Origin of the sequence: Aestuariibacter salexigens DSM 15300, from assembly GCF_000429145.1 — a bacterium.
Classification (GTDB): Bacteria; Pseudomonadota; Gammaproteobacteria; order Enterobacterales; family Alteromonadaceae; genus Aestuariibacter; species Aestuariibacter salexigens.
This window is the reverse complement of record NZ_AUBH01000005.1, coordinates 109,730-132,872: the sequence shown is the minus strand read 5'-3', so window position 1 is coordinate 132,872 and position 23,143 is coordinate 109,730. Positions and strand designations below refer to the sequence as shown.

Genomic DNA, 23,143 nt, shown 5'->3' with positions numbered 1-23,143 from the left:
GATGCCTCCTACTCTTTCATCATTCGTAGACCGGTGTTAACCAGCCCCATTTATCTTCTGTACTGCCGTTAAATAATCCAAAGAACATATCCTGGACTTTTGCGGTAATCGGCCCACGGCCTCCGTTGCCTACTGCGATACCATCGACGCTACGCACTGGCGTGACCTCTGCGGCGGTACCACACATAAGGATCTCGTCGGCCAGATACATCGATTCACGAGGAATATTTTCTTCCCGCACTTCATAGCCCATTTCTTTCAGTAGCGTAATGACGGTGTCTCGAGTGATACCAGGCAGGATAGCCGCCGTCTTTGGTGTGGTAGAAACCACGCCATTGCGGATCACAAAAATATTTTCACCGGCACCTTCACTGATGTAACCATTGCGGTCCAGGGCGATACCCTCACCATAGCCGTGACGGCGCGCTTCCATTGAAATAAGCTGTGATGACAGATAGTTACCGCCTGCTTTAGCGCCCGTCGGCATCGTGTTGGCTGCGAGCCTGTTCCATGAAGAAATACCGGCATCCACCCCATTTTTAAGCGCTTCTTCACCTAAGTAAGCGCCCCACTCAAACGCTGCTATCGTCAGTTCTGTTTCCTGACCAAAGGGAACTTGCAGACCCATGCCAATATCACCATAAAACGCAATAGGTCGAATGTAAGCAGACTGCAATTTGTTCGCGCGAATAATATCGAGTGTCGCCTGATTGACCTGTTCCAGAGAATAGGGAATGGTCATACGATAAATCTTAGCCGAATCAAACAGCCGGCGATTATGCTCTTGCAGACGAAAAACACAGGTACCTCTGTCCGGCGTGTTATAGGCGCGGATCCCTTCAAATACCGATGAGCCGTAGTGAATAGCGTGGGTCATGACATGCACGGTGGCTTTTTCCCACTCAATGATGTCACCGTTGAACCAAATCAGATCTGCTGGTTTTTTAGCCATAATTGTTCCTTTTATGCCGCTGCCACCTAAGTGTTATGGCAACGCGCGTGAATCTTCAATTAATCAACACGCTGATCATACATGCATCGCAGGCTGCTGGTCAGCAAATTCACACATTCAGTGCGTAAAGCAGAATTGTCAGTCCAACCAGACAACACAAACAAAAAACCCCGCTGGTCAGCGGGGTTGTGTCAAATTACGTTGAAAATGCCACACTTGCCCCGCGTACTGGTTGCAATACCAACGCGTTACCGGCGCAAACGCATCACGCGTTTATGCCGTCAGGAACAAGATTTAGGCTTCATCACTCTTTTACGCTGACACAAAACAGATCTTCTGTCCAGTAGGCAGACAAGCGAAATATGCCTAAATTTGTGATGAGTGGTAGTAACGGGAAAACATTAATGAACATTGCCAGGGTTTACAGTCGCGCCAGTGTAGGGCTCGATGCGCCACTGGTGTGTATTGAAGTTCACCTTAGCCGTGGGTTGCCCGCATTTAATCTGGTCGGCCTGGCGCACACCTCTGTGCGTGAGGCTAAGGAGCGAGTGAGAAGCGCGATCATGGCCAGCGGCTTTGAATTTCCAGCGCGGCGAATAACCGTAAATCTGGCACCTGCTGATTTACCCAAAGGCGGTGGACGATATGATCTGGCTATCGCCATAGGGATCCTTGCTGCAGCAGGGCTAATTTCCCAACAAACGCTGCATAACTATGAGCTGCTCGCAGAGTTATCTCTTACAGGAGAGTTACGCTCAGTAAACGCTGCCCTGCCATTTCTGATGGCTAGTCAACGGGCTCAACGAGCCGCATTGATCGCCAGTGAACAAGTCAATGAGCCTGTCATGCCCGAACACTGTACTGTTTATGCCGCACCTAGATTGGCCGACGTGTATAATCATCTCACCGATAGGGAACGCCTGAATCAGGTTGACACTTCGCCATCTGTATCACTGTGTCCAAGTACACCCACTATCGATGATGTCATCGGTCAGCATGCAGCCAAACGAGCACTGGAAATTGCGGCGGCGGGTGGCCACCATATGCTGCTGTGTGGTCCGCCAGGCAGTGGCAAAAGTATGTTGGCGCAACGCTTTATGTCTCTGCTTCCGCCGCTGAATACTCAAGAAGCGCTGCAAACGGCTTGTATATATTCAGCGGCTGGGGTCACCCGCAGCACCCAGCATTGGCACTTACGACCTTTCCGTCAGCCTCATCACACCTGCTCTTCAGTGGCACTGATTGGCGGTGGTCAGCAACTCCAACCTGGGGAAATTTCACTGGCTCACCATGGCGCGTTGTTTCTTGATGAGTTACCCGAATTTGGCAGGTCAGTTATTGATGCACTCAGGCAGCCGCTGGAGACTGGTGAAGTGCATATTTCAAGAGCATCAGGCAGCGTAACCTACCCAGCGACTTTTCAATTAATCGCTGCAATGAATCCGTCCCCAACTGGCGACATTAACGATGGGCGAAGCACAAACGAGCAAATTTTACGTTACATCGGGCGTCTATCCAGCCCTTTACTTGAGAGATTTGACATGCAAATCATGGTCGCACGAGTACCCTTGACTGAACAACCTCACTCTCAGGAAGCAGATGGGCAAACGGCGCGCCTCGCGCGAATACATCATGCCAGAGAGGTGCAATATGAGCGCGCCAACAAGCTCAATGCGCAACTAAGTGGCAGTGACCTCGTTGATGCTTGCCAGCTCAGTACTCAAGACAGCCGTTTTTTACATGCTGCATGCGAGAAACTTGGCATGTCAATGCGTGGGCTGCATAAGGTTATGCGTGTAGCACGTACCGTTGCCGATATTGAACAGACCAGGCAAGTCAACAATCGTCAGCTTAAAGAGGCCATGCAATATCGCGCAGTGGAGAGAATGGTCGCCCAACTCGGTAGAGACTAACGCTGTGTTACTAACTCAATCAGGGCTTTAATCACCGCATCATCGCGGCGTTTACGTAGATAACACAAACCCAATTCGTAGGGCTCAATATCATCCAGACCGATACGCGTTACCAAATTGGCACTGACCGAATTATCCAGCACCACCTGAGGCACGATGCCTACCCCACAACCTAATGCAACGAGGCTCAGCAGTGCCTCGTTACCGCCGACATCCGCGTAAATCTTGGGCCTGATTCCATGCTCAGCGAACCAATGGTAAACAATCCGTCGACTTGGTCCTGATTCTGGCATTACCACTTCGTGTTGACGCCAGTCCAGATGCTGCAGTTTGGTTATTCCCCAGGCCCGCGGCGCGACCAAAACAAGCGGAATGTTATCCAGGCTGACAAACTCAAGTTCAGAGGGGAAGTCTGGCGTATTAATGGCAATGGCAACATCGCTCTCCTGCTGTTTGACTTTGCTCACGGACAGCGCGGGATCACCGGTTAACAAGTGAAAATTAACCGCAGGATAATGCTGCCGGAAGGTCTCTAACAGTTGTGGCAAGTGTGACTGGCTGGCCGTTACCGAACAATAAAGGCTTAATTCGCCGGTAAGTACTTGCAGGTCATTGGCGAGCTCACTTTTTAGCTGTTGCCAGGCGAGTAGTGTCTGTTCTGCAAACACCAACATTTTCTGGCCAGCCGCCGTTAGACGTACACTGCGATTGTCCCGCTCCAGCAACACGGCACCACATTCTTCTTCTAGTCGCTGTATTGTTCTACTAAGCGTTGATGGCGACACATACAAGGCATTAGCGGTATGACTGAAATGCAAAGACGTGGCCAGATGTTGAAAAAGCTTTAAGGTTCTAAGGTCCATATTGTTTCACTTTATGCAACACAGTATTGCCAATATATCATTTTTCACAACAACAAAGCTCGGTTAATCTAGCAGCCGTAACATCATCACAAAACAAGTCGATTTCGACTGACTGGAACAAGATAGACATGGCTAATTACTTCAACACCCTTTCGTTACGACAGCAGCTCGACCAGCTGGGTCGCTGCAGATTTATGCAACGAGAGGAATTCAGCGACGGTTGCGAATTCCTGAAAGGCAAAAAGATCGTCATCGTAGGGTGCGGAGCGCAAGGCCTCAATCAGGGCCTTAATATGCGCGATTCAGGCCTTAACGTTGCCTATGCATTAAGACAATCGGCAATCGATGAAAAGCGTGACTCCTATCAACGCGCCACCTCAAACGGGTTTACCGTGGGTACTTACCAGCAACTCATTCCTGACGCTGACGTGGTATACAACCTTACACCGGATAAGCAGCATTCGAGTGTGATTGAAGCGGTAATGCCTTTAATGAAACAAGGCTCAGCACTGAGCTATTCGCACGGCTTCAATATCGTTGAAGAAGGACAGCAGATCCGCCCAGACATCACCGTCGTGATGTGCGCGCCAAAATGCCCTGGCACTGAAGTGAGAGAAGAATACAAACGCGGATTTGGTGTACCAACGTTAATCGCGGTACATCCTGAAAATGACCCTCAGGGTCACGGATGGGACATCGCCAAAGCACTTGCTTCAGCGACTGGCGGGGACAGGGCGGGCGTTCTCGAATCGTCCTTTGTCGCCGAAGTTAAGTCAGATTTGATGGGTGAACAGACCATTCTGTGCGGTATGCAACAGGCAGCAGCGCTACTGGCGTTCGATAAAATGACGTCAGAGGGCATGCCCGCAGATTATGCCGCTGCACTCATCCAATTTGGCTTACAAGCCATTACGGAAGCATTAAAAATTGGTGGCGTAACCAACATGATGGATCGTCTGTCCAACCCGGCAAAAATCGTTGCACATGAATTATCAGAAGAATTAAAGGTAACGCTGAGACCGTTGTTCGAAAAACATCAGGACGACATTATCAGTGGCGAATTCTCGCGCGGAATGATGGAAGACTGGTCAAACGGCGATGCAAATCTGCTCAAGTGGCGCGAAGAAACCGGTCAATCCGGGTTCGAGAAAGCGCCGGTTTACGAAGGCTCTATCAGTGAACAGGAGTTCTTTGATAAAGGTATCTTCCTTGTTGCGATGATTAAAGCCGGTGTTGAGCTTGCGTTTGATGTCATGGTGGAAAGCGGCATTTTGCCAGAGTCTGCTTATTACGAATCTCTGCACGAAACGCCACTGATCTCCAACACCATTGCGCGTAAACGTTTGTACGAGATGAATGTCGTGATTTCGGATACTGCAGAATACGGTAACTACCTGTTCGCCAACCAGGCTGTGCCGCAACTGAGAGACGAAATCATGCCGAAGATATCGCTACAACATATCGGCAAAGGTCTATCCAATCCATCAAATGGAGTAGATAACATGACGTTGGTGAAAGTTAACACCGCTATACGCCAGCACGGCGTGGAAAATATTGGCGAAACATTGCGCGGCTACATGACCGACATGAAAGCCATTGTCGAGTCCGCATAGCGAAAACAGTTTCTGTCGTTAGGTGCTTTACCAAGCCCTTTTGCCCGGCCATTTTGGCCGGGCTTTTTTCAACACTTAACGTATGTTGCCAAATTGCGACACGACAGATGTTTAAAAAACACACAACAACAGCAGAAAACGTCGACAATTTAGCCTTTGCTATACCTTTTCTGACTTTTTAGTCTGAATTCACGGCTAAATACACAAAACTGTCGCATAAAGGTGACCTGTTTGTGATAATCGCCAGTAGAATCCCTTTGTTTTCAGGCTTTGCAGTGATGGTCTAGAAATTGCTGCGCATCCATAGCCTTTTGTTGTTTACCCATGTGTTATTCCTAGTTTGGGTAATCGAGGTTTGTTTTTATCCTTTTTCTTCTGGAACTACTGAATGAAACAGACAATTTCTCGTTTTACTCAAGTCGGTGACTGGATTTTTGAAGTGAAGATGGTTAGAGCATTGCGGGTTAACACCTATGGCGAACCGTATTCAGCAGTCGCCAATATGACCGCGAACGGAGACCAAATTTACATCGACACACAGATGACCAGGGAAGGTGAAGAGTTTACGCGCAAGGACTTTTTAGCCTTCTATGAATTCTGTCAAATGCTGGAAATGAAAAGCGTAAGTTACGACAAGATTAAAAATGGTCAACGCATTCCCAGAACGATTGAAATCGTTGAAAATACACGTCCCACTAAACCCGTTGTAGAACTCGTCAAACAAGCTTGAGTCAGTCAGGAGTGTGTTCGCTCTGCTCACCACAGCGCGCGAATTCAAAGCACGCCCAGGATATCAGCACGAACACGCTAAACCCAATAGCAACGGGCAACACATCTGTACTGATAAATGCATCTATTGCTATCGCAATAGGTACGGACAGCAGGCTGCTAAGAGAGCCAATTATGGCAGCTCCCATTCCGGCAACATGACCAAGCGGCTGCATCGCCATTGCATTCAGATTACCGAACAAAATACCGATGCAAAAAAACAGTGCGAACAGCACCGCAACAAAGTGCCATATGGGCGGCAGCCCATCGAATAAGAGCACTAGCACCATCATATAGCTGCACCAAAACACGCAGCCTATCAGCGCAGAGCGACATAGCCTTGCCATGCCGACCCTCATCACCATACGTCCATTAAATAGTGAAGCCAGACCTATCGAAAATGCCAATAGCGCAAAAATCAGCGGAAATAATTGACCCAACCCGTAAAAGGTTTGAAAAATAGTTTGTGACGCACTCAAGTAGGCCAAAAACGCACCAAAGATGCATCCCATTGCCCCAACATAGCCCATCACCGCTTTGTGACTCAATATGAACCCTGCAGAAGCCATGCACTGACTGAAGCGAAATGGAATACGCCTCTCTTTACTGAGAGTTTCGGGCTGCCTGATCATAAACCAACCACCGGCTATGGCTGCAACGCCTAAAAAAAGTGTGAAAATCTGCCGCCAATCAAACCACAGCAATACTGTCTGTCCTATTATGGGCGCAGCCATGGGCACAAGGATGAAGACCATCATGATAAAGGACATCACCCGTGCCATCGCCGCACCCTGATACTGGTCTCGTATCACCGCCAACGACGCTACCCGCGGACCAGACACGCCAAATGCCTGAACAAACCGCCCCATAAGCATTGTCGTCATGTCGGTCGCGAACATACAAATAAGCGTACCTAAAATAAAAATCGCCAGACCCACAAGGATAGTGAACCGACGCCCACGAGCATCAGATAGGGGACCAAAGAACAACTGCCCCAGCGCCATTCCGGCGAAAAACAAAGACACCACCAGATGCGCTTGCTGTTGACTGCCATCTCCAATTTCCTGACCAATCTGATTCAATGCGGGGAGCATGGCATCGATGGCTAACGCGACTAACGATGTCATCAGCGCCATCAAAGCGACAAACTCCGGCAATGGCAGCGCCGGCTTTTCTGTTTGCATGGAATTCACGATAACCGTTTTAGGATTGCAGCAGGGCTGCGCAGTGTAGCGTGTTTTTGCAATACGCGTATTAAGAATTTGTTCAGTAATTGCATGCCATAATAGGTTGTTGCCATGTTACTATGAAACAGAAAAAACGTGTTTACTCCAACCGCCAATTTTGAAGGTGTCTAGCTAACGTATGATGTCAAGGAAGGGCTTACTTGCTGTAGTTTTTCTGCTGCTGTTTCAGCCGACATGTCTGGCGAGCAAGATTGAATATCAATTCGAAGGCAATACGCCCACAGATGTCATCAATAATATCCGCTTGTATTGGCAAGGCGTAAAAAGGCCCGCCGAGGATAACGATGTTGCTCTCCTGCAAGCGGAACTGACCGAACTCGCTGTACCAGCATTGCAGGCCTATGGCTACTACCACAGTGAATTGTCTTTTTCCGTCAACACGGATAACCCCGACAAATGGATCGTGACGACCACGGTCACTTTGCACGACCCCGTTCACATCGCTGCAGTCGATATCGTTATCGATGGTCCGGGAAATCAAGACGCTGTTTTTCAGAAACCGTTGGCTTCACTTTCTCTGAAGCAGGGCGCCATTCTTTTTCACCCTGATTACGAAGATGCCAAAAGACGCCTCAGCAACGCTGCGCTGTCACATGGATACTTTGATTTTACCTGGGTAAAAACAGAAATATCGGTCGCCAAAGAAACCAGGCAGGCAACCATTACATTACATGCTAATTCCGGAAAACGACATCAGTTCGGAGAATTGATGCTGTCCGGTGATCTTGAAACCAGCATGTTGATTCATCGCCTTAAAACATTTGAAGCTGGCCAACCCTATATCGCCTCCGCAGTGGCCAAATTTCACCAGCGATTGTCCCGCTCAGGTTATTTTGAGCGCACGATTGTCAGGCCGGTTGTCGCACAGAAAGTCGGGCAGACTGTCCCCATTCAAGTTATCGCGTATCTGAAACCCAAAGACAGATACGAGCTTGGCGGAGGATTTTCGTCAGACGTGGGTCCGCGCTTGCGTGCCAAATGGCAACGTCCCTGGGTCAACACCCGAGGGCATTCGATTCAAAGTGAGCTATACATCACCGAGCCGGAGCAGTCCGTGGCAATGGGCTATAAGATCCCGCTCAGGGATACGGAAAGCAACTATATGAGCTTTAAAGCTGGCTTTCAGCGCACGGATGATAACGACACACTGTCAGATAATTACTCCCTGACATTTATGCGGCATTGGTCAGACGAAGGCTCCAACTGGCAACACGCCGGGTTTCTACGCTATGAAAGGGAACAGTTCATTCAGGGCGACCAGCCTGAGCAGACCAGCGACCTTTTTATTCCAGGCTACAGCGGTAGCTATCTAAAGAGTGACGGCAACCTGGATGTTGCGTACGGTAATAAGCACCTTGTTACTGCCGAATTTGCCAGTAAGGATGTCGCGTCAGATATCAACATGGTTCGCATCAATGCCCTGACAAAGTGGATCCGCAGCTACTCAGACCATAGGTTTACACTGCGCGCAGAACTGGGTGCCATCGCTACAGACGATTTTGATGCTATTCCACCTGGACTTAGGTTTTTCACAGGTGGTGATCAAACCGTGCGCGGATTTGATTATAAAACCCTGTCTCCAATAGAGACTAATCAACGAAGTGGCGAGCGCTACTTAACAGGTGGTCAGTACCTGGCGGTCGCCAGCGCCGAATACTCCTACCGCCTGTCCGAATCATGGCGAGCCAATGTTTTTGTCGACACCGGCACGGCGACGAACGACTTTGATGAAGGTTTTGCTGTGGGCTACGGCGTTGGCGCCACCTGGCTCAGTGTTATTGGCCCGGTGCGCGTTTATATTGCGCGTGGTGACAGTGATTTTAATGGCTTAGGTGGCACGGAAATCCACGTTTCACTGGGGCCGGCGTTATGAAGCTTAAACGACATCTGTTAATCAGTTTGTCAGCGATATTGCTAATGATTGTGTTTGCGTTAAGTCCTTTTGCCACACCCATTTGGATAAGCCTGGCCAGTCAGTTTGTGGACGGTCTTAAGATTGACAACCCAAGTGGTTCACTGTTTGCTGACCTACGCGCAGATACAGTGCGCTTCTCGGGGCAGGGCATAGACTTGTCGGTGTCAGAATTTCATATCAATCACCAATGGACCTGCCTGTTATCTCGTGAAGCCTGCATTGAAACGTTGTCTGCACAGCATATTAGTCTGACGGTAGCAGCTTCTGGCAGCGACAGCTCAAGCGAATCGTCGGCTGCGCAGCGTGTCGTACTTCCCGTCGCAGTGACGCTAAATGAACTGTTAGTGAAACATTTTACCGTAAATTTACCGGATAAAACCGCGTTAGCACTTGATGATCTGTTCATCCGCGGCAAAGCAAAGGACAGCGCAATTGAGCTAACGACGTTGTCAGTCAGTGCATTGGATATTGCGCTTGCAGTAACACAATCAAACGGCGCTGCGACATCTGAGCCTACTGGTGTGAAATTCGATGCGATGCAGCTGCCACTTGATATCGAACTCAACGACCTGTCGCTGGCCAACATTTCAGTGACTCAGTCCAAGACGTCACTACTGCCCGTATTATCTCTGCAAGGCGAACTTGCCGCCTCGGCACAGCGAATCGATATCAGCGCCCTGAATCTCAGTAGTGAGAAAGGTCAACTGGGTGTCAACGGATGGTTGGCATTGCAGGATAATCTGCCGTTAAATCTGCAACTAAGCGCCACAGCAGATCTCTCGGACTATGATCCCCAACTTCAACGCAATACCGTTGAAAGCACCATTCATGGCTCACTGGCCGACCTGGATATCGTACTTTTCTTGCAGTCATTAACCAATGCGAAAGCAACACTGAGCGCAAACCTTACCGATCCTGATTTACCCTTTTCCGCACAACTAGACTGGGAAGCATTTTCCTATCGTAACGACGATATGACCGCAGAAATCCATCAAGGTAACCTGACGGCGAGTGGTATTACGCAGCGCATTACGTCGACGGTTGAAACAGGCATCAGCGCAACAACAGTTCCCAGCACCCTTATTACTGCCAGTGCCGTGGTGGCAGGAAACCAGATAAACATACAGGCGCTAGATCTCGAACTATTAGACGGCACGGCTTCTTTACAAGGCCTGTTGGATTTGAACGCGCAACCACATTTTGTTGGTGAGCTGACACTGTCTCATGTCAACCCTGGCCTGCAGTGGCCAGATTATGTTGCCAATATCAACGGCACTGCGGTCTTAGAAGTTTCAGGACTAGATAATCAAGGCCGTATTACACTTCCACGTTTTGGTTTTGGCGGCCATTTCCGTGACGTTCCACTTGCCGTTGGGGGCGATCTGGTAGCGGCGCTTTCAGGCAATATCCAGCAAGTTAACATGGAGTTAGTCAACGGCAGCAACCTGGTGTCGCTGCATGGCCAGGCCGACGTATCAAGCGCCAATGGCATCATCAATCTCAACGCTGACATTCAGGCTGATGATTTATATCATGCGCAGCCTTATGTCGGCGGGCAGGTCAGTGGCAGTGTTGCAATTTCTAACAAGGTTTCCGCACCCAAAGTAAACACGGACCTGCGTCTTTCTTATCTGGACTCTCAATGGGGCTTTATCGACACCCTGAGACTTCAAGGCATTCTGGATGCGGCACAGGTACAGGACAGTCAATTTCGTGTCGAGGCAGAAAACCTGACATTGCAATCTGTGCTTATCGAGTCAGTGAGCGCGTCGTTAAATGGCTCGCAGCAGGAGCACGACTTTACCATTGACATGAGTGCTGGCGACGTACAACTTTACCAGCGCTGGCAGGGAGAAGCAGAGGGTTCTCGCTGGCTCGGGCAGTTAGTAGAAGCGGATGTTAAAACGCCAGCCGGAAAATTCTCACCAGATCGCACTGTGCTGGTTGATATCGACACATCCGCACCGTCAGCTACATGGAGCGAACATTGCTGGCGCGCCGGGCAGAGCGCATTCTGCATCGCCAAATCCCAATTCCATCAGAGCCAGGCAGACTGGCTGGTGAATGCCACAGATATTGCGTTCCTACCCTGGGCGAATTGGCTCTTTACCCAGAACCCTATCGTCGACACCTTGAGTACACTGTCGTTTTCAAGCAGTGGAAAGTGGCAAGCGGAAAACGGCATTTACGCCACCACAGAGCTGCACTTCAGTCCCTCCACTTGGACGCTGAACGCGGATAATCCGTTATCCGTCAACGTTGATGAGCTTCGTGCCAACGTACTGCTAGACAACGACCAAGTTCAGCTGTCTTCTTCCTTACAGGGACCTCTGCTCGGTAGCCTGTCATCAGACATTACCCTCACTCCCGCCCAAGACACCTATCAAACAAAGGGTAACGTTGATATTGCGCAGCTCGATTTAGCTCTTTTGGCACCGCTACAGAAGGAGCTGGACACGCTTGAAGGGGTGTTGAATGGCAGGTTATTAGTAGACGGCACGCTCACCCGGCCAAACGTCAACGGACAGCTATCTTTTGATAAGGGCGCTATTCACCACTCACCGAGCAAACTTGTTTTCAGTGATATTCAAAGCACTTTGCTATTTAAAGGGCAGGCCCTTCAACTAGAAGGCACGTTTGCACACCCAGACGGCGTCGGTGATCTTGCTGGCAGCGTGAGTTGGCAGAATGCAGTTACAGCGGACATGACCCTCAACGCCGACCAATTGACCTTCCATTTTGACCCCCTGGTAAACGCGACACTGAGTCCACACCTGTCGCTTGGTTACCGTAACAATACGTTGGACATCAATGGCGATGTGGTAGTTGATAAAGCCGCTTTTGTTATCGACAGTCTGCCAGAGACAGCTATCAGTCCTTCAGCTGACACTGTAATTATTGAAGAGCAGCAGACTAAGCAGGAAGGACTGATGGTGAATTTGGATATCAATGTCATGGTCGACCCTCAAAAACTCGGGTCAGTCAGCTTTGACGCATTCGGCCTGACAACGCAGGTTCAGGGTGAATTAGCGTTAACACAATCACAGGGACTGCTTAACTCCAACGGACAGATGTCACTAAATCAGGGCAAGTTTAAGGCCTATGGGCAGAATCTGCTCATTCGTGAAGGAATGATCCAGTTCAATGGCCCGCTTGAGCAGCCATTTTTGAATGTTGAAGCGATTCGCGACCCGGCGTATACCAACGATAATGTCATTGCTGGCCTGAGAATAACCGGCCCCGCCGAGGAGCCGGAAGTAACGGTATTCTCTGAGCCTGATATGGCACAGGACGTCGCACTGTATTATTTACTGACCGGCAGCAGCCCGGGTAACCAGCAAAGCGAAGAGTCCAATGTGCTGCTAACCAATTTACTGTTGAGTTACGGCCTCAAGGGCAGCGATTCATTGTCAACCCGGGTTGGAAATTCACTGGGTATCGAAAACCTGCAATTTACCACCACGGGTCAGGGCGAGCAGACAATGCTGACCGTAAGCGGTTATCTGGCGCCGGGCCTGCAAGTCCGATATGGCGTGGGCGTGTTTGACTCAGCACCTGAAGTCGCATTGCGCTATGAATGGATGCCACGACTCTACCTGGAAGCGGTCAGCGGCATCAGCAACGCGCTTGACTTGTATTACACCTTTACTCGCGACTAATTGAACAGGCATGATAAACCACACAATTTTTGAATCGTTGTCTGCCTAATCCAACATGACCGTAAATCTTAGCCAGTTCACCAGCCTTTTCGAAATAGGGTTTGCTTTACATTTTGCCGTGGCCTTTCTGGACAGAATTCACGCCAGACAGCTACCCGTGCGGCTAGAAAGGATCAGTGCCCGGATAAAGTCACTGGAGCGCTTTAAAGAGTTCATAATAGACAAAGAGCGCCAGCCAGGACCTGACTTTCAACTGCAGCTCGGCTACGTAACAATTACTCATCCGGTATGGCTCAAGCATAATGATCAGCTGCTCGACCAGCTTTATGCACTGCGTCAGGACGTAAACGGTCAAATTAAAGTGCTAAAGCGTATTCTGACAGTATTGACCACGTTGTCCGTGTTGGTGGCTTTATATGCGGTTACGGTCCTGTTCATTATCGGCCTGGACTTTGACATCGTCAGATCTCTTGACTCGTTAACAGCAGCAACCATCGTGCTGATGCAATTACTGCCGTTACCTTGTGCAGCTGGCATATTCTTTTTTGTTTCCCGCAAAATGAGTCATGATGTCGACCGCAAAATACGCGGTATCAGTGAACGGAACCTGATGCTGGGCAAACCGGGCGAGTCTGCGAAAAAGAATTTTGCGTCGTTGGAACAGGTATATAAATGGGATACGCATCGCAACGGCATTATTGAAGACGTGCTTTAAAACGTGAGAGTAAATATACATCCGGTCTCGTTAGCCGATGTCAGTTTAATGCCACCACCGTGAGCAATCATGATTTGCCGCGTTAGCGCCAGGCCAACCCCGGTACCCTGTTTTTTGGTAGTAAAAAAGGGCACGAAGACTTTTTCCTTTAATTCGTCACTAATGCCGGGACCATTGTCCTCAATCTCCATCACCACGTGCCCGCGTTTATTAAGAAACGCGCGCAGTGTTACCTGGGCATTTTCAACGCTGCTCAGAGCCTGCTCTGCATTTTTAAGCAGATTTATCAGCACTTGCTCAACCATGCCAGGATCAACCGTTAACTGCAGCCCTTCAGGCTGAATATTCACATCGACAGCTATTCCTAACTGTTGCCAGTTCAGTGTGGCGATACCCAGTACATTATCGAAAACCTCCCGTACTTTGAGGGGCTGCCTGTTTGGCTCAGGTAACCGCGTTAATTGCCGGTAACTGCTGACAAAGTTCATCAGGCCATCACTGCGCCTGGCGACCGTCCCCACTGCATCTACCAGATCCTGCACATCATCATGAATGTCTGGCAGATCACGGGTCTTTTCCTCCGTGTCGGCAGCCAGCGCCTTGGCAGTAGTTGCCAATGAAGCGATTGGCGTAATGCTGTTCATAATTTCATGGGTGAGTACCCGAACCAAATCCTGCCAGGCGCTAAGTTTCGCTCTATCTAGTTCTCCCTGAATATCCTGTAAACTGACGAGCTTTTGTTTTTTCGGACCTATCACCACCTGCGTGGTGGCAATAGATAATTGATGTGTCATGCCATCGATCTCAAAATTAACCAGCTGCCGTTCTCCGGGCACGGCATTAGCAAGCGTGCTGGTAATGTCTGAACCAAATTGTTCCAAATCAGCAAGCTTACTGATGGCATGATTGCCAAACAGCCGCCTGGCACTGTTATTTAATAGAGAAACCTGATGATTTTGCTGCACAACGATTAACGGCACGGGCACGTGCTCAACCATCGCTCTAATATATTTCAGTTCCGCTTCCTGTGCGGCCCTAACCTCATGAAAACGTTGCAAAATATCGGTTAATGTCGCACCCAACTCGTCAAACCCTGCACCGACCCCCTTAAGCTCAAAGCGTTGTGAGAAATCGGCGTATCGGGCAGCATCTAAAAACCGGGTAAGCTCTTTATTGGTTTTGCTCACGAAGCGGTAAATGTCCAGAGATTGTGCCGTAAGCAGTCCGCTTAGTAAGATAGTCACGGCGACGTACCCTTGCAGGTTAATGACAGCAATCACACCCGCACAAGTGAGAACAAGCAGTAAAATGCGGGCCGCTAACAGAAATGAGAAACGCCTAAAGTCCATGCTTTTCCATCCTTCTGTAAAGCGCCGCGCGAGTCAGTCCGAGCTCCTTTGCAGCATGGGAAATATTGTATCGATGCTTTTTGAGTGCCGTTCTTATCGCCTGCAACTCCAGCTTTTCCAGATTTAACTCCTTTGGCTCACCGTTTTCGGCAGCGGGTCGCCCCGCGTCAGCGTCAGGCCTTAGCTGAAAATCCTGCGCTACATACTCGTCGCTTTCAGACAGAATCACTGCGCGTTCTGTGGCGTGTCTAAGCGCGCGAATATTGCCGGGCCATGCATACTGAAGCATTGCCGTTAACGCGCTTTGCGAAATAGGCTTAAGGCGTTTCTGATATTTCTGTGTGTACTGCCGGACGTAATGCTCGGCTATCAACCTGATATCATCTCCACGCCCTCGAAGGGGCGGCAAATCTATTGCTACCGTATTTAATCTGAACAACAAATCCTGCCTGAATACGCTTTCATCTTGCAGTTTAGCAAGTGGTAAATTGGTCGCCGTTATGATCCTGACATCAAAAGGAATCGGTTTGTTTGCACCTAAAGGCACCACCTCTCGTTGCTCCAGCACGGTCAGTAACTTCGCCTGTAAGTGCATAGGAAGGTTGCCTATTTCATCCAAAAACAGGGTACCTCCTGATGCGGCCTGAAAACGCCCGACACGGTCTTCTTTGGCCCCCGTGAACGCGCCTTTCTTATGACCAAACAGCTCACTTTCGAACAAGGTCTCGGACAGCGCGCCAAGATCGACGGAAAGAAATACCTGATCAGCGCGTTTACTTCGTTGATGTAGGGCGCGAGCCACCAGCTCTTTACCTGTGCCATTTTCACCAAGTACCAACACGTTCGCATCTGTCGGCGCGGCGCGGTCAATAAGCGACTGCACGTCCTGCATAGCGGGACTGTTACCCAGAATAAGCTGATCGCTGGAAGATGCGCTGACCTCGGCTAATACTTTATTGCGCTCACGAAGTTCAGACGCTTCGGTTCTAGAGCGGCCAAGCTGTACGGCAGCGGACAGCGTGGCAACAAGTTTTTCATTTTCCCAGGGTTTAGCAACATAATCGGTTGCGCCCAGCTTCATCGCTTCTACCGCAACATTCACGCCACCATGAGCGGTGATCATGATGACCACAGCCTGAGGATCGACTCGCTTGATAACCCCTAGCCAATGAAAACCCTGCTCGCCGCTACTTTCACCTGGGCCAAAATTCATATCCAGTAAAATAGCATCGTAATGATCATCCGCCATTAACTGCTCAATCGACTCGGGCGTGCTGCAGGCCGTGACCTGGGTAAAGTGTCTCTTTAGTAACAGCTTACCTGCAGCCAGGATGTCTTCATCGTCATCAATGATGAGTATGCGTCCCTGTTGTTTCATGCCAATTCCTCTGCTTGTACTGTTCGATATCGTACACCCGATGTTCGAAATCGTACACTCAATCCTCTAAAAATCTAATAAGTACACCACCTTTCCTATATTTATCAAACAGTTAAAAAATTGGTCTGTAACTTGCTCAACTGTATCAACAGGTTTGAAAAACGAAGTCATTACAAAGCGTCAAAGGTAACCATCAAATGCCCACGGAAAAGTTGTCAGCGACACCTAACAAACTCAAGCTTGCCTCCGGCAAACCCTCAGGTACGAAAACACAAGGTGCTGTTTCAGGTGCAGATATGGACAGGCGCGTTGAAAAGCGCACGTCGCCCTGGAAGAAATGGACGCTGATTGGTGTAGGCGTGGCGCTGATCATCTATATGGTCATACAAGTCATTGAATCATCCACCGGTAGAAGCCTACAGGTAAACGAAAGCCGGATGCAGATTTCTACTGTGACATCGGGCGTATTTCACGATTTTATTCCAGTACGTGGACGGGTAACGCCAGCACAAACCGTTTTCCTGGATGCGATTGAAGGTGGGCGGGTAGAAGAAATCCTGGTTGAAGATGGCGCCATGCTCAAAGCCGGCGAACTTATCGTTAAGCTCTCCAACGCCCAGCTGCAGCTCAATGTATTGAGCAACGAGGCGCGCGTTGCCGAGCAGCTCAATAACATGCGCTCTATCGAGCTCAGCCTTGAACAAAACCGCCTGCAGCATAAACGCAATCTGGTAGACATCGACTATCAAATAAAAATGCTGACCCGTCAGGAAGCCAGGGAAAAACAGTTAGTCGAAAACGGCACATTTGCCAAGAACCAGTATGAAGACACCAGGGACACACTTGAGTGGTACCGCAATCGTAAAGTAGTCACCCTGGAAAGCCAGCAAACGGATACGCGCATGCAGGAAGAGCAGCTGGCCTTCCTGAAAAAAACCAGTGCACGGCTGGAAGGCAATTTAGAGATATCCCGCCAGAATCTGGAAAACATGAATGTACGCGCGCCGGTTGATGGCAAGCTGTCAGGCTTTGATGTTGAAATCGGCCAAAGCATTCCACGCGGCGAACGCCTGGGCCAAATCGATACGCCAAATGATTTCAAATTAACCGCCAATATCGACGAGTACTATCTGGATCGCGTTGACATTGGTCAGAGAGCGACGTTTGAAGACTATGAGCTGGCAATTTCCAAAATCTATCCTCAAGTCAACAACGGCAAATTTGAGGTGGACTTTAAATTCGTTGGTCAGCAACCAGCAGGCATCCGCCGTGGACAAAGCATTCAAACCCGCTTGACCCTTGGCGATGACAGCAAAGCGTTACTTATTCCTAACGGCACGTTTTTCCAGGACACCGGCGGAAACTGGATCTTTGTGGTCACCGCAGATGGTCAGGAAGCGTTGCGACGTCAAATCACCTTAGGACGCCGAAACAGCCAATTTATCGAAGTGTTAGAGGGCCTGGAGGAAGGCGAGCGGGTGGTGACATCACCTTATACAAATTTTCGTGACATGGACCGACTGACCCTCAGTCAATAGCACACCCCTAGCAGAGTTAAACCGTTTAGTTAAAAGGAAATCAAGATGCTGAAATTACATAATCTCTCAAAAATTTATCAGACCGATGAAGTTGAGACAGTCGCACTGAATAACGTCAACATTGAAATCGAGCGAGGCGAGTTTGTCTCTATCATGGGACCATCCGGCTGTGGCAAATCCACCCTGCTTAACATCATTGGTATGCTGGATAGCCCTTCAGAGGGTCACTACTACTTTGCCGACCATGACGTTGCCCGGCTTAAAGAAAAACAGCTGAGTGACATTCGTAAGCAAAACATCGGTTTTATTTTCCAGAACTTCAACCTCATCGACGAACTCAGTGTGCAGGACAACATTGAGCTTGCCCTGCTCTATCATGATATTAAGGCCTCTGAACGCAAAGAGCGCGTCGCGGCGGTAATGGACAAGGTAGGTATTGCCCACCGTGCCAAGCATATGCCGAGTCAGCTGTCGGGCGGTCAACAGCAAAGGGTGGCCGTTGCCAGAGCGGTAGTTGGCGATCAGGCGCTTATTCTGGCCGATGAACCGACCGGGAATCTTGACAGTGCCCACGGCCAGGAAGTCATGGAAATGCTGCAGAGTCTCAACGAAGAAGGAACAACCATCATCATGGTGACACACTCTCCGAGCCACGCAGATTATGCACATCGAACCATCAATCTGTTTGATGGACAGGTGGTTACTGAAAATGTCCATGTAGCAGACCTGGCCTACGCCAACTAAGTGCTGAGTAGACATATCATCGAACAAACGGAGAGCAACGCATGTTCCAGAATTACATCAAAATAGCACTGCGTGCGCTGATCGCAAATAAGCTGTACGCCTTGATCAACGTGCTTGGGTTGGCAATTGGCCTGACGATTTTCCTATTTGGCGGCATGCTGGCGAATTATGAGAAAGATCATGACACGGTCTGGCAGGATAATGATCTCATCTATTACGTCGGCTCTACAATGTCACCGAATGCCACCATCGGCATTAAACAAATGGATACCACCTATTCCGCATTGGGCCCGCTGATCAAGGAAGGCGTCCCTGAAGTGGAATACATGGCCAGAACCATTCGCCGGGAATACCTGGTGTCAACAGATGATAATAATTTCAATGAGCCGGTAAGGTTCGCAGATGCTGATTTACTGCGTATTTTTTCATTTGATTATATTGAAGGTGACGCGACAGCACTCGATGATCCGGAAGGGGCCGTGCTAACTCGGGAACAGGCCATAAAAATGTTTGGTCGCACAGATGTACGTGGAGAAGTGCTGGAGCTCAATCATGAGCATCAGTTCAGGGTACAGGCAGTCATCGAAAACCTGCCGCTGGATTCACATTTCAGATCAAACATGATCCTTGGTGAGGACTTTGGCATCTACATGCCCCTAAAAGCCTTGGAACAAGTGGCTGGATGGGAAGCGAACTACTACAACACTTCCGGTGGTAATTATGTGTACTTGAAACTGCGTGCACCAATGCCGCTTGCCGAGCTGAACAATAAACTCAATACCGTTCATCTAGCCAATACACCACAAGAGCAAATCGACAACTTCATGGCCGGTTTGTATGCGAAGAATATTAAGCAGGCTAACGCCGGGATTTGGGACATGATTGGCATGCCGGTGATTGAAAGTATTCAGATTCTGGGGCTATTGGTATTGATTATTGCGATTGTTAACTACACCAACCTGGCGACCGCACAAAGTCTTGGACGCACTCGCGAAGTCGGCATTCGCAAAGCGCTGGGCGCAAGCCGCGGCCAGTTAATGAGCCAGTTTCTGACAGAAAGTCTGACCATTACGGCTATTTCGATGATTATCGCCCTGGCGTTGATCGAAGTGATCGTACCGATGTTCAACGATGCGATGGGCAAAGTCATGACGGTTGACTACATAAGCCTGCTGCCTACTTTGCTGCTTTCAACCATACTGGTTGGCCTTGTATCCGGCGCTTATCCTAGCTATCTGATCACCAAGACCAATACCATTTATGCACTGAAAGGCACCAGTGTGAAAGGCTCAAAAGGAAGCTTCATCCGCTCAATGATGATTGGTGTTCAATTTATGTTGTCTATATTCATGCTAGGTATGGTACTGATCATGTATTTCCAAAATGACAAGGTAAAAGACAGCAGCTTAATTTTCCCCAAAGATGAAGTACTTGTTCTGCGTGAGATGAATAAGCAGGCAATTGTCGACAGACAGGAGATCTTGCGCAACGAGTTGCTGAATCATCCGCACATCTCGGCCGTGAGCTTTGCTACTCAGGTGCCATTTGAACAAAGTAATTCTTCAACATCCATTAGCCGTAATGAAGGTGAAGAACAGGCGAAGTTTCAAACCAATCGCATGTTCACAGATGATGGATTCATCCCTACTTTTGATATTCAGGTTCTGGCAGGGGAAAACTTTTCCAGAGATAACAGCAGTCACTATCAGTCAGACCTGGAGGCACGCTCTGCGTCTGTCCTGATCAATGAGTTACTGCGCGAACAGTTGGGATTTGCCAGTAATGAAGAAGCCATTGGGCAGTCCTACTACGCTATGCCGAACGAAGAAGGGTTAGAAACCTTCAGATATGACATCATTGGTGTCATAGAGACGCAAAATATCCTTGGCCTGCATAATCAGGTTCGCCCATTTATGTTGCAATGGCGTGAGTTTGACCATTACTTCGGTTCTATTCGCATCGCACAAGGTGCCCCCGCATCGGTAGTGAGTGATATAGAGACAATCTGGCAGCGAGTCAATCCGGATTACCCCATTGAACATCAGTTCTTAAGTGACATTTTTGATGGTATCTACAATGTCTTTAGAACCATGAATGGAGTACTAGCAGGATTTGCAGGTGTTGCGCTGACCCTGGCATTAATCGGCCTGTTTGGGCTTGCAGCCTACATGGCACGCACCCGCACCAAAGAAATCGGCATTCGCAAGGTGCTTGGCGCAAATGAAGCGCAACTGGTAAAAATGATGTTGTGGCAGTTTTCAAAGCCGGTTATGTGGGCGATTTTAATCGCCATTCCACTGGCCTATCTGGCCTCCGGTGCCTATCTGAACTTCTTTGCGGACCGTATTGAGTTCTCATTGCAAGTGCCGTTGATCATCATTGGCGGCGTTACCGCAGTGGCATTATCCTGGTCGGTTATTGCCTTGCATGCCCTTAAGGTCGCGCGATCCAATCCTGTTCGGGCACTCCATTACGAATAATGGCATCAGAGGGAGGGTGCTTCGGCACTTTCCCTTTTTCATTTACCACACTGGTCTTTTACTGTTTGGGCGGCTTTGCATTGACAACCGTCAGCTGACCATCCACATGCACATCCCGCTGCGGGAATGCAATCACAATACCCGCCTGACTAAACAGCTCATCAATACTGAAACGCACATCGCTGCGAATTTTACGCAAGTCTCGCTCTTTGGACGCATTGACCCAAAAGAACACTTCAAAAGCCAGGGCGTTATCGCCAAAGTCATCAAAGATAACAATAGGTTCAGGGTCGTTTAAAATGGCGTCATGCTGCTTAGCGGCTTGCTCAATCAGCGCAGCAACCTGCATACAAGGCGAACCATAAGCAACGCCAACCCGCACCGAGGTGCGTGTTAAACGGTCCATCAATGTCCAATTCACGACGGTATTTTCCAGTAATTTACTGTTGGGGATCAGCAGGTGCACACCATCTACCCGTCGTATGCGCGTCGAGCGGGTATTTACTGTTTCGACCGTTCCTCTGGCACCATCTACTTCGAGAAAATCACCGATACGAATGGGGCGCTCCCACATTAGGATCCAGCCGCTGATGAAGTTATTGATGATGTTCTGCGCACCAAAACCAAAGCCGATTGCAACCGCGCCCGACAGAAAGGCGAATGCTGTGATGGGCACGTTAAGCAGATCCAGCGTCGTTACCGCAATAATAATCAGGCCGATGACATAGAAAATGCGCTTGATAAGGTGTACCAGATTGGCATCTGCGCCTCTTGCGACCAGACCACGGGTCAGCAGCCTTGCCAGAAACTTTACCACCAGCAGGCCAAGTAAAATCGCAGCCGGGACGATCAGGATATCACCCAGCGTAAACGTATGATCTATCGCCGTGAAAAGCGGTGTGTCGAGAACCGTTCGTATCCGTTCCATGTCTATTTTCACCTCATCAGTCACGACAATACTCTCGCACCCAGAATCGATGACGTCTAGTCGAATTGCTGCGTTTGCCTTTTTAATGCATCCAGCTCAGCTTTGAAACGCGCTTCGCGTTTTGACGCCCACCACCAAATCATGGGCATAAACACCGCCAGCGACACCAATACGATCGCCAGTTTCTGCACATAGCGCTGTGGTGACATATCACCGTAAAGACCGAAACCCACCCACATCAGGATCATCAGGAGTGCCGTGACCCATGAAGAGTGTCGGGTCAGCCAGGCGATTTTTACATTATTCGCCAGCTGCAACTTAAGTGTTTCAACATACTGTTCGGTGCTAAGCGAGTGAATAAACAGAGCGTGTCGTCTTAGCCACAACAGGTATCCGGTTAATCCGACAGTCGCCACCAACACAATGCCCAGGCCGATTTGCAGAGTCACATGCAAATCGTTGCGGGATATCCATAACACCACAAACACAACGACTAGTCCGGCCAAATCTAGAAACGTATAGCCCCACTGCTTGATGCGCAGGTTACGCAGCCGACGCTTAATGTTATCTATGTCAATGGCAGAGGTTGGCTGACTCTGCCACAGCTGCTGAAGAGGGTCTTGTGAACTCATGATTGAACTACCTTTTGTGTCAGCGCCTGCTTGGTACGATTGAGGATCACTCCCACGTTATTTACCGTTACACCGCTTACTTCTGCGATATCCTGATAACTTAAGCCTTCCATCGCCATAGTAAAAATTTGTCGCTGTTGCACTGGCAAACTGCGCACTGCGGCGAGCAATAGGGCTGACTTTTGCTCATTAATAACGTGCTGGTCTTGTTGCGGTGTGGGGTCCTGATGATGCGCATCCTCGTAATACTCTTCACCGGGACGACGAGCATGAACTGAAACATGACTGACGGCGCGATTGTGCGCGACACGCATAATATAGGTTTTAATATTGCTGTCGCCTTTGAAGCGCGACAGAGCCTGCCACACTGCCAGACAAATTTCCTGCAACAGTTCTTCCCTCAGGGCAAGGTTCGCTTCATAGCTGGCCGCAACACGGGACAGCATGGC

17 protein-coding genes are annotated in these 23,143 nt (G+C 49.3%); 9 read left to right on the top strand and 8 right to left on the bottom strand.

What is annotated here, in order from left to right:
• Positions 1–19: 19 nt before the first annotated feature.
• Positions 20–952, bottom strand: a complete 933-nt coding sequence (locus G441_RS0109430) for a branched-chain amino acid transaminase (protein ID WP_026376128.1) — start codon at positions 950–952, stop codon at positions 20–22.
• Positions 953–1,356: 404 nt separating this feature from the next.
• Between G441_RS0109430 and G441_RS0109420 the strand changes: the two genes are divergently transcribed.
• Positions 1,357–2,865 carry a YifB family Mg chelatase-like AAA ATPase gene (locus G441_RS0109420; RefSeq protein WP_026376126.1) on the top strand — a complete coding sequence of 503 codons (1,509 nt, stop codon included), beginning with the start codon at positions 1,357–1,359 and terminating at the stop codon, positions 2,863–2,865.
• Here the strand turns inward: G441_RS0109420 and ilvY are convergent.
• Entirely contained in the window at positions 2,862–3,728 is an 867-nt protein-coding gene (gene ilvY, locus G441_RS0109415; protein ID WP_026376125.1) for an HTH-type transcriptional activator IlvY, read from the bottom strand. The two genes, G441_RS0109420 and ilvY, sit on opposite strands and share 4 nt — an antisense overlap.
• A 128-nt stretch (positions 3,729–3,856) precedes the next feature.
• Here ilvY and ilvC point away from each other — a divergent pair, with 128 nt between their 5' ends.
• Together ilvC and G441_RS0109405 are read left to right on the top strand one after the other, a co-directional pair.
• Positions 3,857–5,341 carry a ketol-acid reductoisomerase gene (ilvC, locus tag G441_RS0109410; protein ID WP_026376124.1) on the top strand — a complete coding sequence of 495 codons (1,485 nt, stop codon included), beginning with the start codon at positions 3,857–3,859 and terminating at the stop codon, positions 5,339–5,341.
• A gap of 388 nt (positions 5,342–5,729) precedes the next feature.
• Positions 5,730–6,071, top strand: coding sequence for a hypothetical protein (locus G441_RS0109405; RefSeq protein ID WP_026376123.1), 342 nt, complete (start codon positions 5,730–5,732; stop codon positions 6,069–6,071).
• Between the two features lies 1 nt (position 6,072).
• On the opposite strand, the gene G441_RS0109400 is transcribed toward G441_RS0109405, so the two are convergent.
• The gene (locus tag G441_RS0109400; RefSeq protein WP_034474774.1) at positions 6,073–7,293 is read right to left on the bottom strand and encodes a multidrug effflux MFS transporter; all 1,221 of its coding nucleotides are present in this window, start codon (positions 7,291–7,293) and stop codon (positions 6,073–6,075) included.
• Between the two features lie 181 nt (positions 7,294–7,474).
• Between G441_RS0109400 and G441_RS18350 the strand changes: the two genes are divergently transcribed.
• The 3 genes from G441_RS18350 to G441_RS0109385 are packed head-to-tail and all read left to right on the top strand — an operon-like array spanning position 7,475 to position 13,645.
• Positions 7,475–9,229 carry an autotransporter assembly complex protein TamA gene (locus G441_RS18350; protein ID WP_051275460.1) on the top strand — a complete coding sequence of 585 codons (1,755 nt, stop codon included), beginning with the start codon at positions 7,475–7,477 and terminating at the stop codon, positions 9,227–9,229.
• The gene (tamB, locus tag G441_RS0109390) at positions 9,226–12,930 is read left to right on the top strand and encodes an autotransporter assembly complex protein TamB (RefSeq protein ID WP_026376121.1); all 3,705 of its coding nucleotides are present in this window, start codon (positions 9,226–9,228) and stop codon (positions 12,928–12,930) included. Before G441_RS18350 ends, tamB begins: the two co-directional genes overlap by 4 nt.
• 55 nt (positions 12,931–12,985) lie before the next feature.
• Positions 12,986–13,645, top strand: a complete 660-nt coding sequence (locus G441_RS0109385) for a hypothetical protein (RefSeq protein ID WP_026376120.1) — start codon at positions 12,986–12,988, stop codon at positions 13,643–13,645.
• Here the strand turns inward: G441_RS0109385 and G441_RS0109380 are convergent.
• Both G441_RS0109380 and G441_RS0109375 read right to left on the bottom strand, forming a co-directional pair.
• The gene (locus G441_RS0109380; RefSeq protein ID WP_026376119.1) at positions 13,642–14,994 is read right to left on the bottom strand and encodes a sensor histidine kinase; all 1,353 of its coding nucleotides are present in this window, start codon (positions 14,992–14,994) and stop codon (positions 13,642–13,644) included. The two genes, G441_RS0109385 and G441_RS0109380, sit on opposite strands and share 4 nt — an antisense overlap.
• Positions 14,984–16,372 carry a sigma-54-dependent transcriptional regulator gene (locus G441_RS0109375; protein ID WP_026376118.1) on the bottom strand — a complete coding sequence of 463 codons (1,389 nt, stop codon included), beginning with the start codon at positions 16,370–16,372 and terminating at the stop codon, positions 14,984–14,986. The genes G441_RS0109380 and G441_RS0109375 overlap by 11 nt, the downstream gene beginning before the upstream one ends.
• 197 nt (positions 16,373–16,569) lie before the next feature.
• On the opposite strand from G441_RS0109375, the gene G441_RS18345 reads away from it, so the two are divergent.
• The 3 genes from G441_RS18345 to G441_RS0109360 are packed head-to-tail and all read left to right on the top strand — an operon-like array spanning position 16,570 to position 21,134.
• Positions 16,570–17,910: an efflux RND transporter periplasmic adaptor subunit gene (locus tag G441_RS18345; RefSeq protein ID WP_034474772.1), complete on the top strand. Its 1,341-nt coding sequence runs from the start codon at positions 16,570–16,572 to the stop codon at positions 17,908–17,910.
• Positions 17,911–17,955: 45 nt separating this feature from the next.
• Positions 17,956–18,654, top strand: coding sequence for an ABC transporter ATP-binding protein (locus G441_RS0109365; RefSeq protein WP_026376117.1), 699 nt, complete (start codon positions 17,956–17,958; stop codon positions 18,652–18,654).
• Between the two features lie 41 nt (positions 18,655–18,695).
• Positions 18,696–21,134 (top strand): ABC transporter permease, encoded by a 2,439-nt coding sequence (locus G441_RS0109360; protein WP_026376116.1) that lies wholly within the window; start codon positions 18,696–18,698, stop codon positions 21,132–21,134.
• A gap of 58 nt (positions 21,135–21,192) precedes the next feature.
• Here G441_RS0109360 and G441_RS0109355 read toward each other — a convergent pair whose 3' ends face one another.
• The 3 genes from G441_RS0109355 to G441_RS0109345 are packed head-to-tail and all read right to left on the bottom strand — an operon-like array spanning position 21,193 to position 23,140.
• On the bottom strand, positions 21,193–22,062 hold the full coding sequence (locus G441_RS0109355) for a mechanosensitive ion channel family protein (RefSeq protein WP_026376115.1): 870 nt from the start codon (positions 22,060–22,062) through the stop codon (positions 21,193–21,195).
• A 56-nt stretch (positions 22,063–22,118) separates the two neighbouring features.
• The gene (locus G441_RS0109350) at positions 22,119–22,694 is read right to left on the bottom strand and encodes a hypothetical protein (RefSeq protein ID WP_026376114.1); all 576 of its coding nucleotides are present in this window, start codon (positions 22,692–22,694) and stop codon (positions 22,119–22,121) included.
• Positions 22,691–23,140 (bottom strand): RNA polymerase sigma factor, encoded by a 450-nt coding sequence (locus tag G441_RS0109345; protein ID WP_051275501.1) that lies wholly within the window; start codon positions 23,138–23,140, stop codon positions 22,691–22,693. The genes G441_RS0109350 and G441_RS0109345 overlap by 4 nt, the downstream gene beginning before the upstream one ends.
• Between the last annotated feature and the right edge of the window lie 3 nt (positions 23,141–23,143).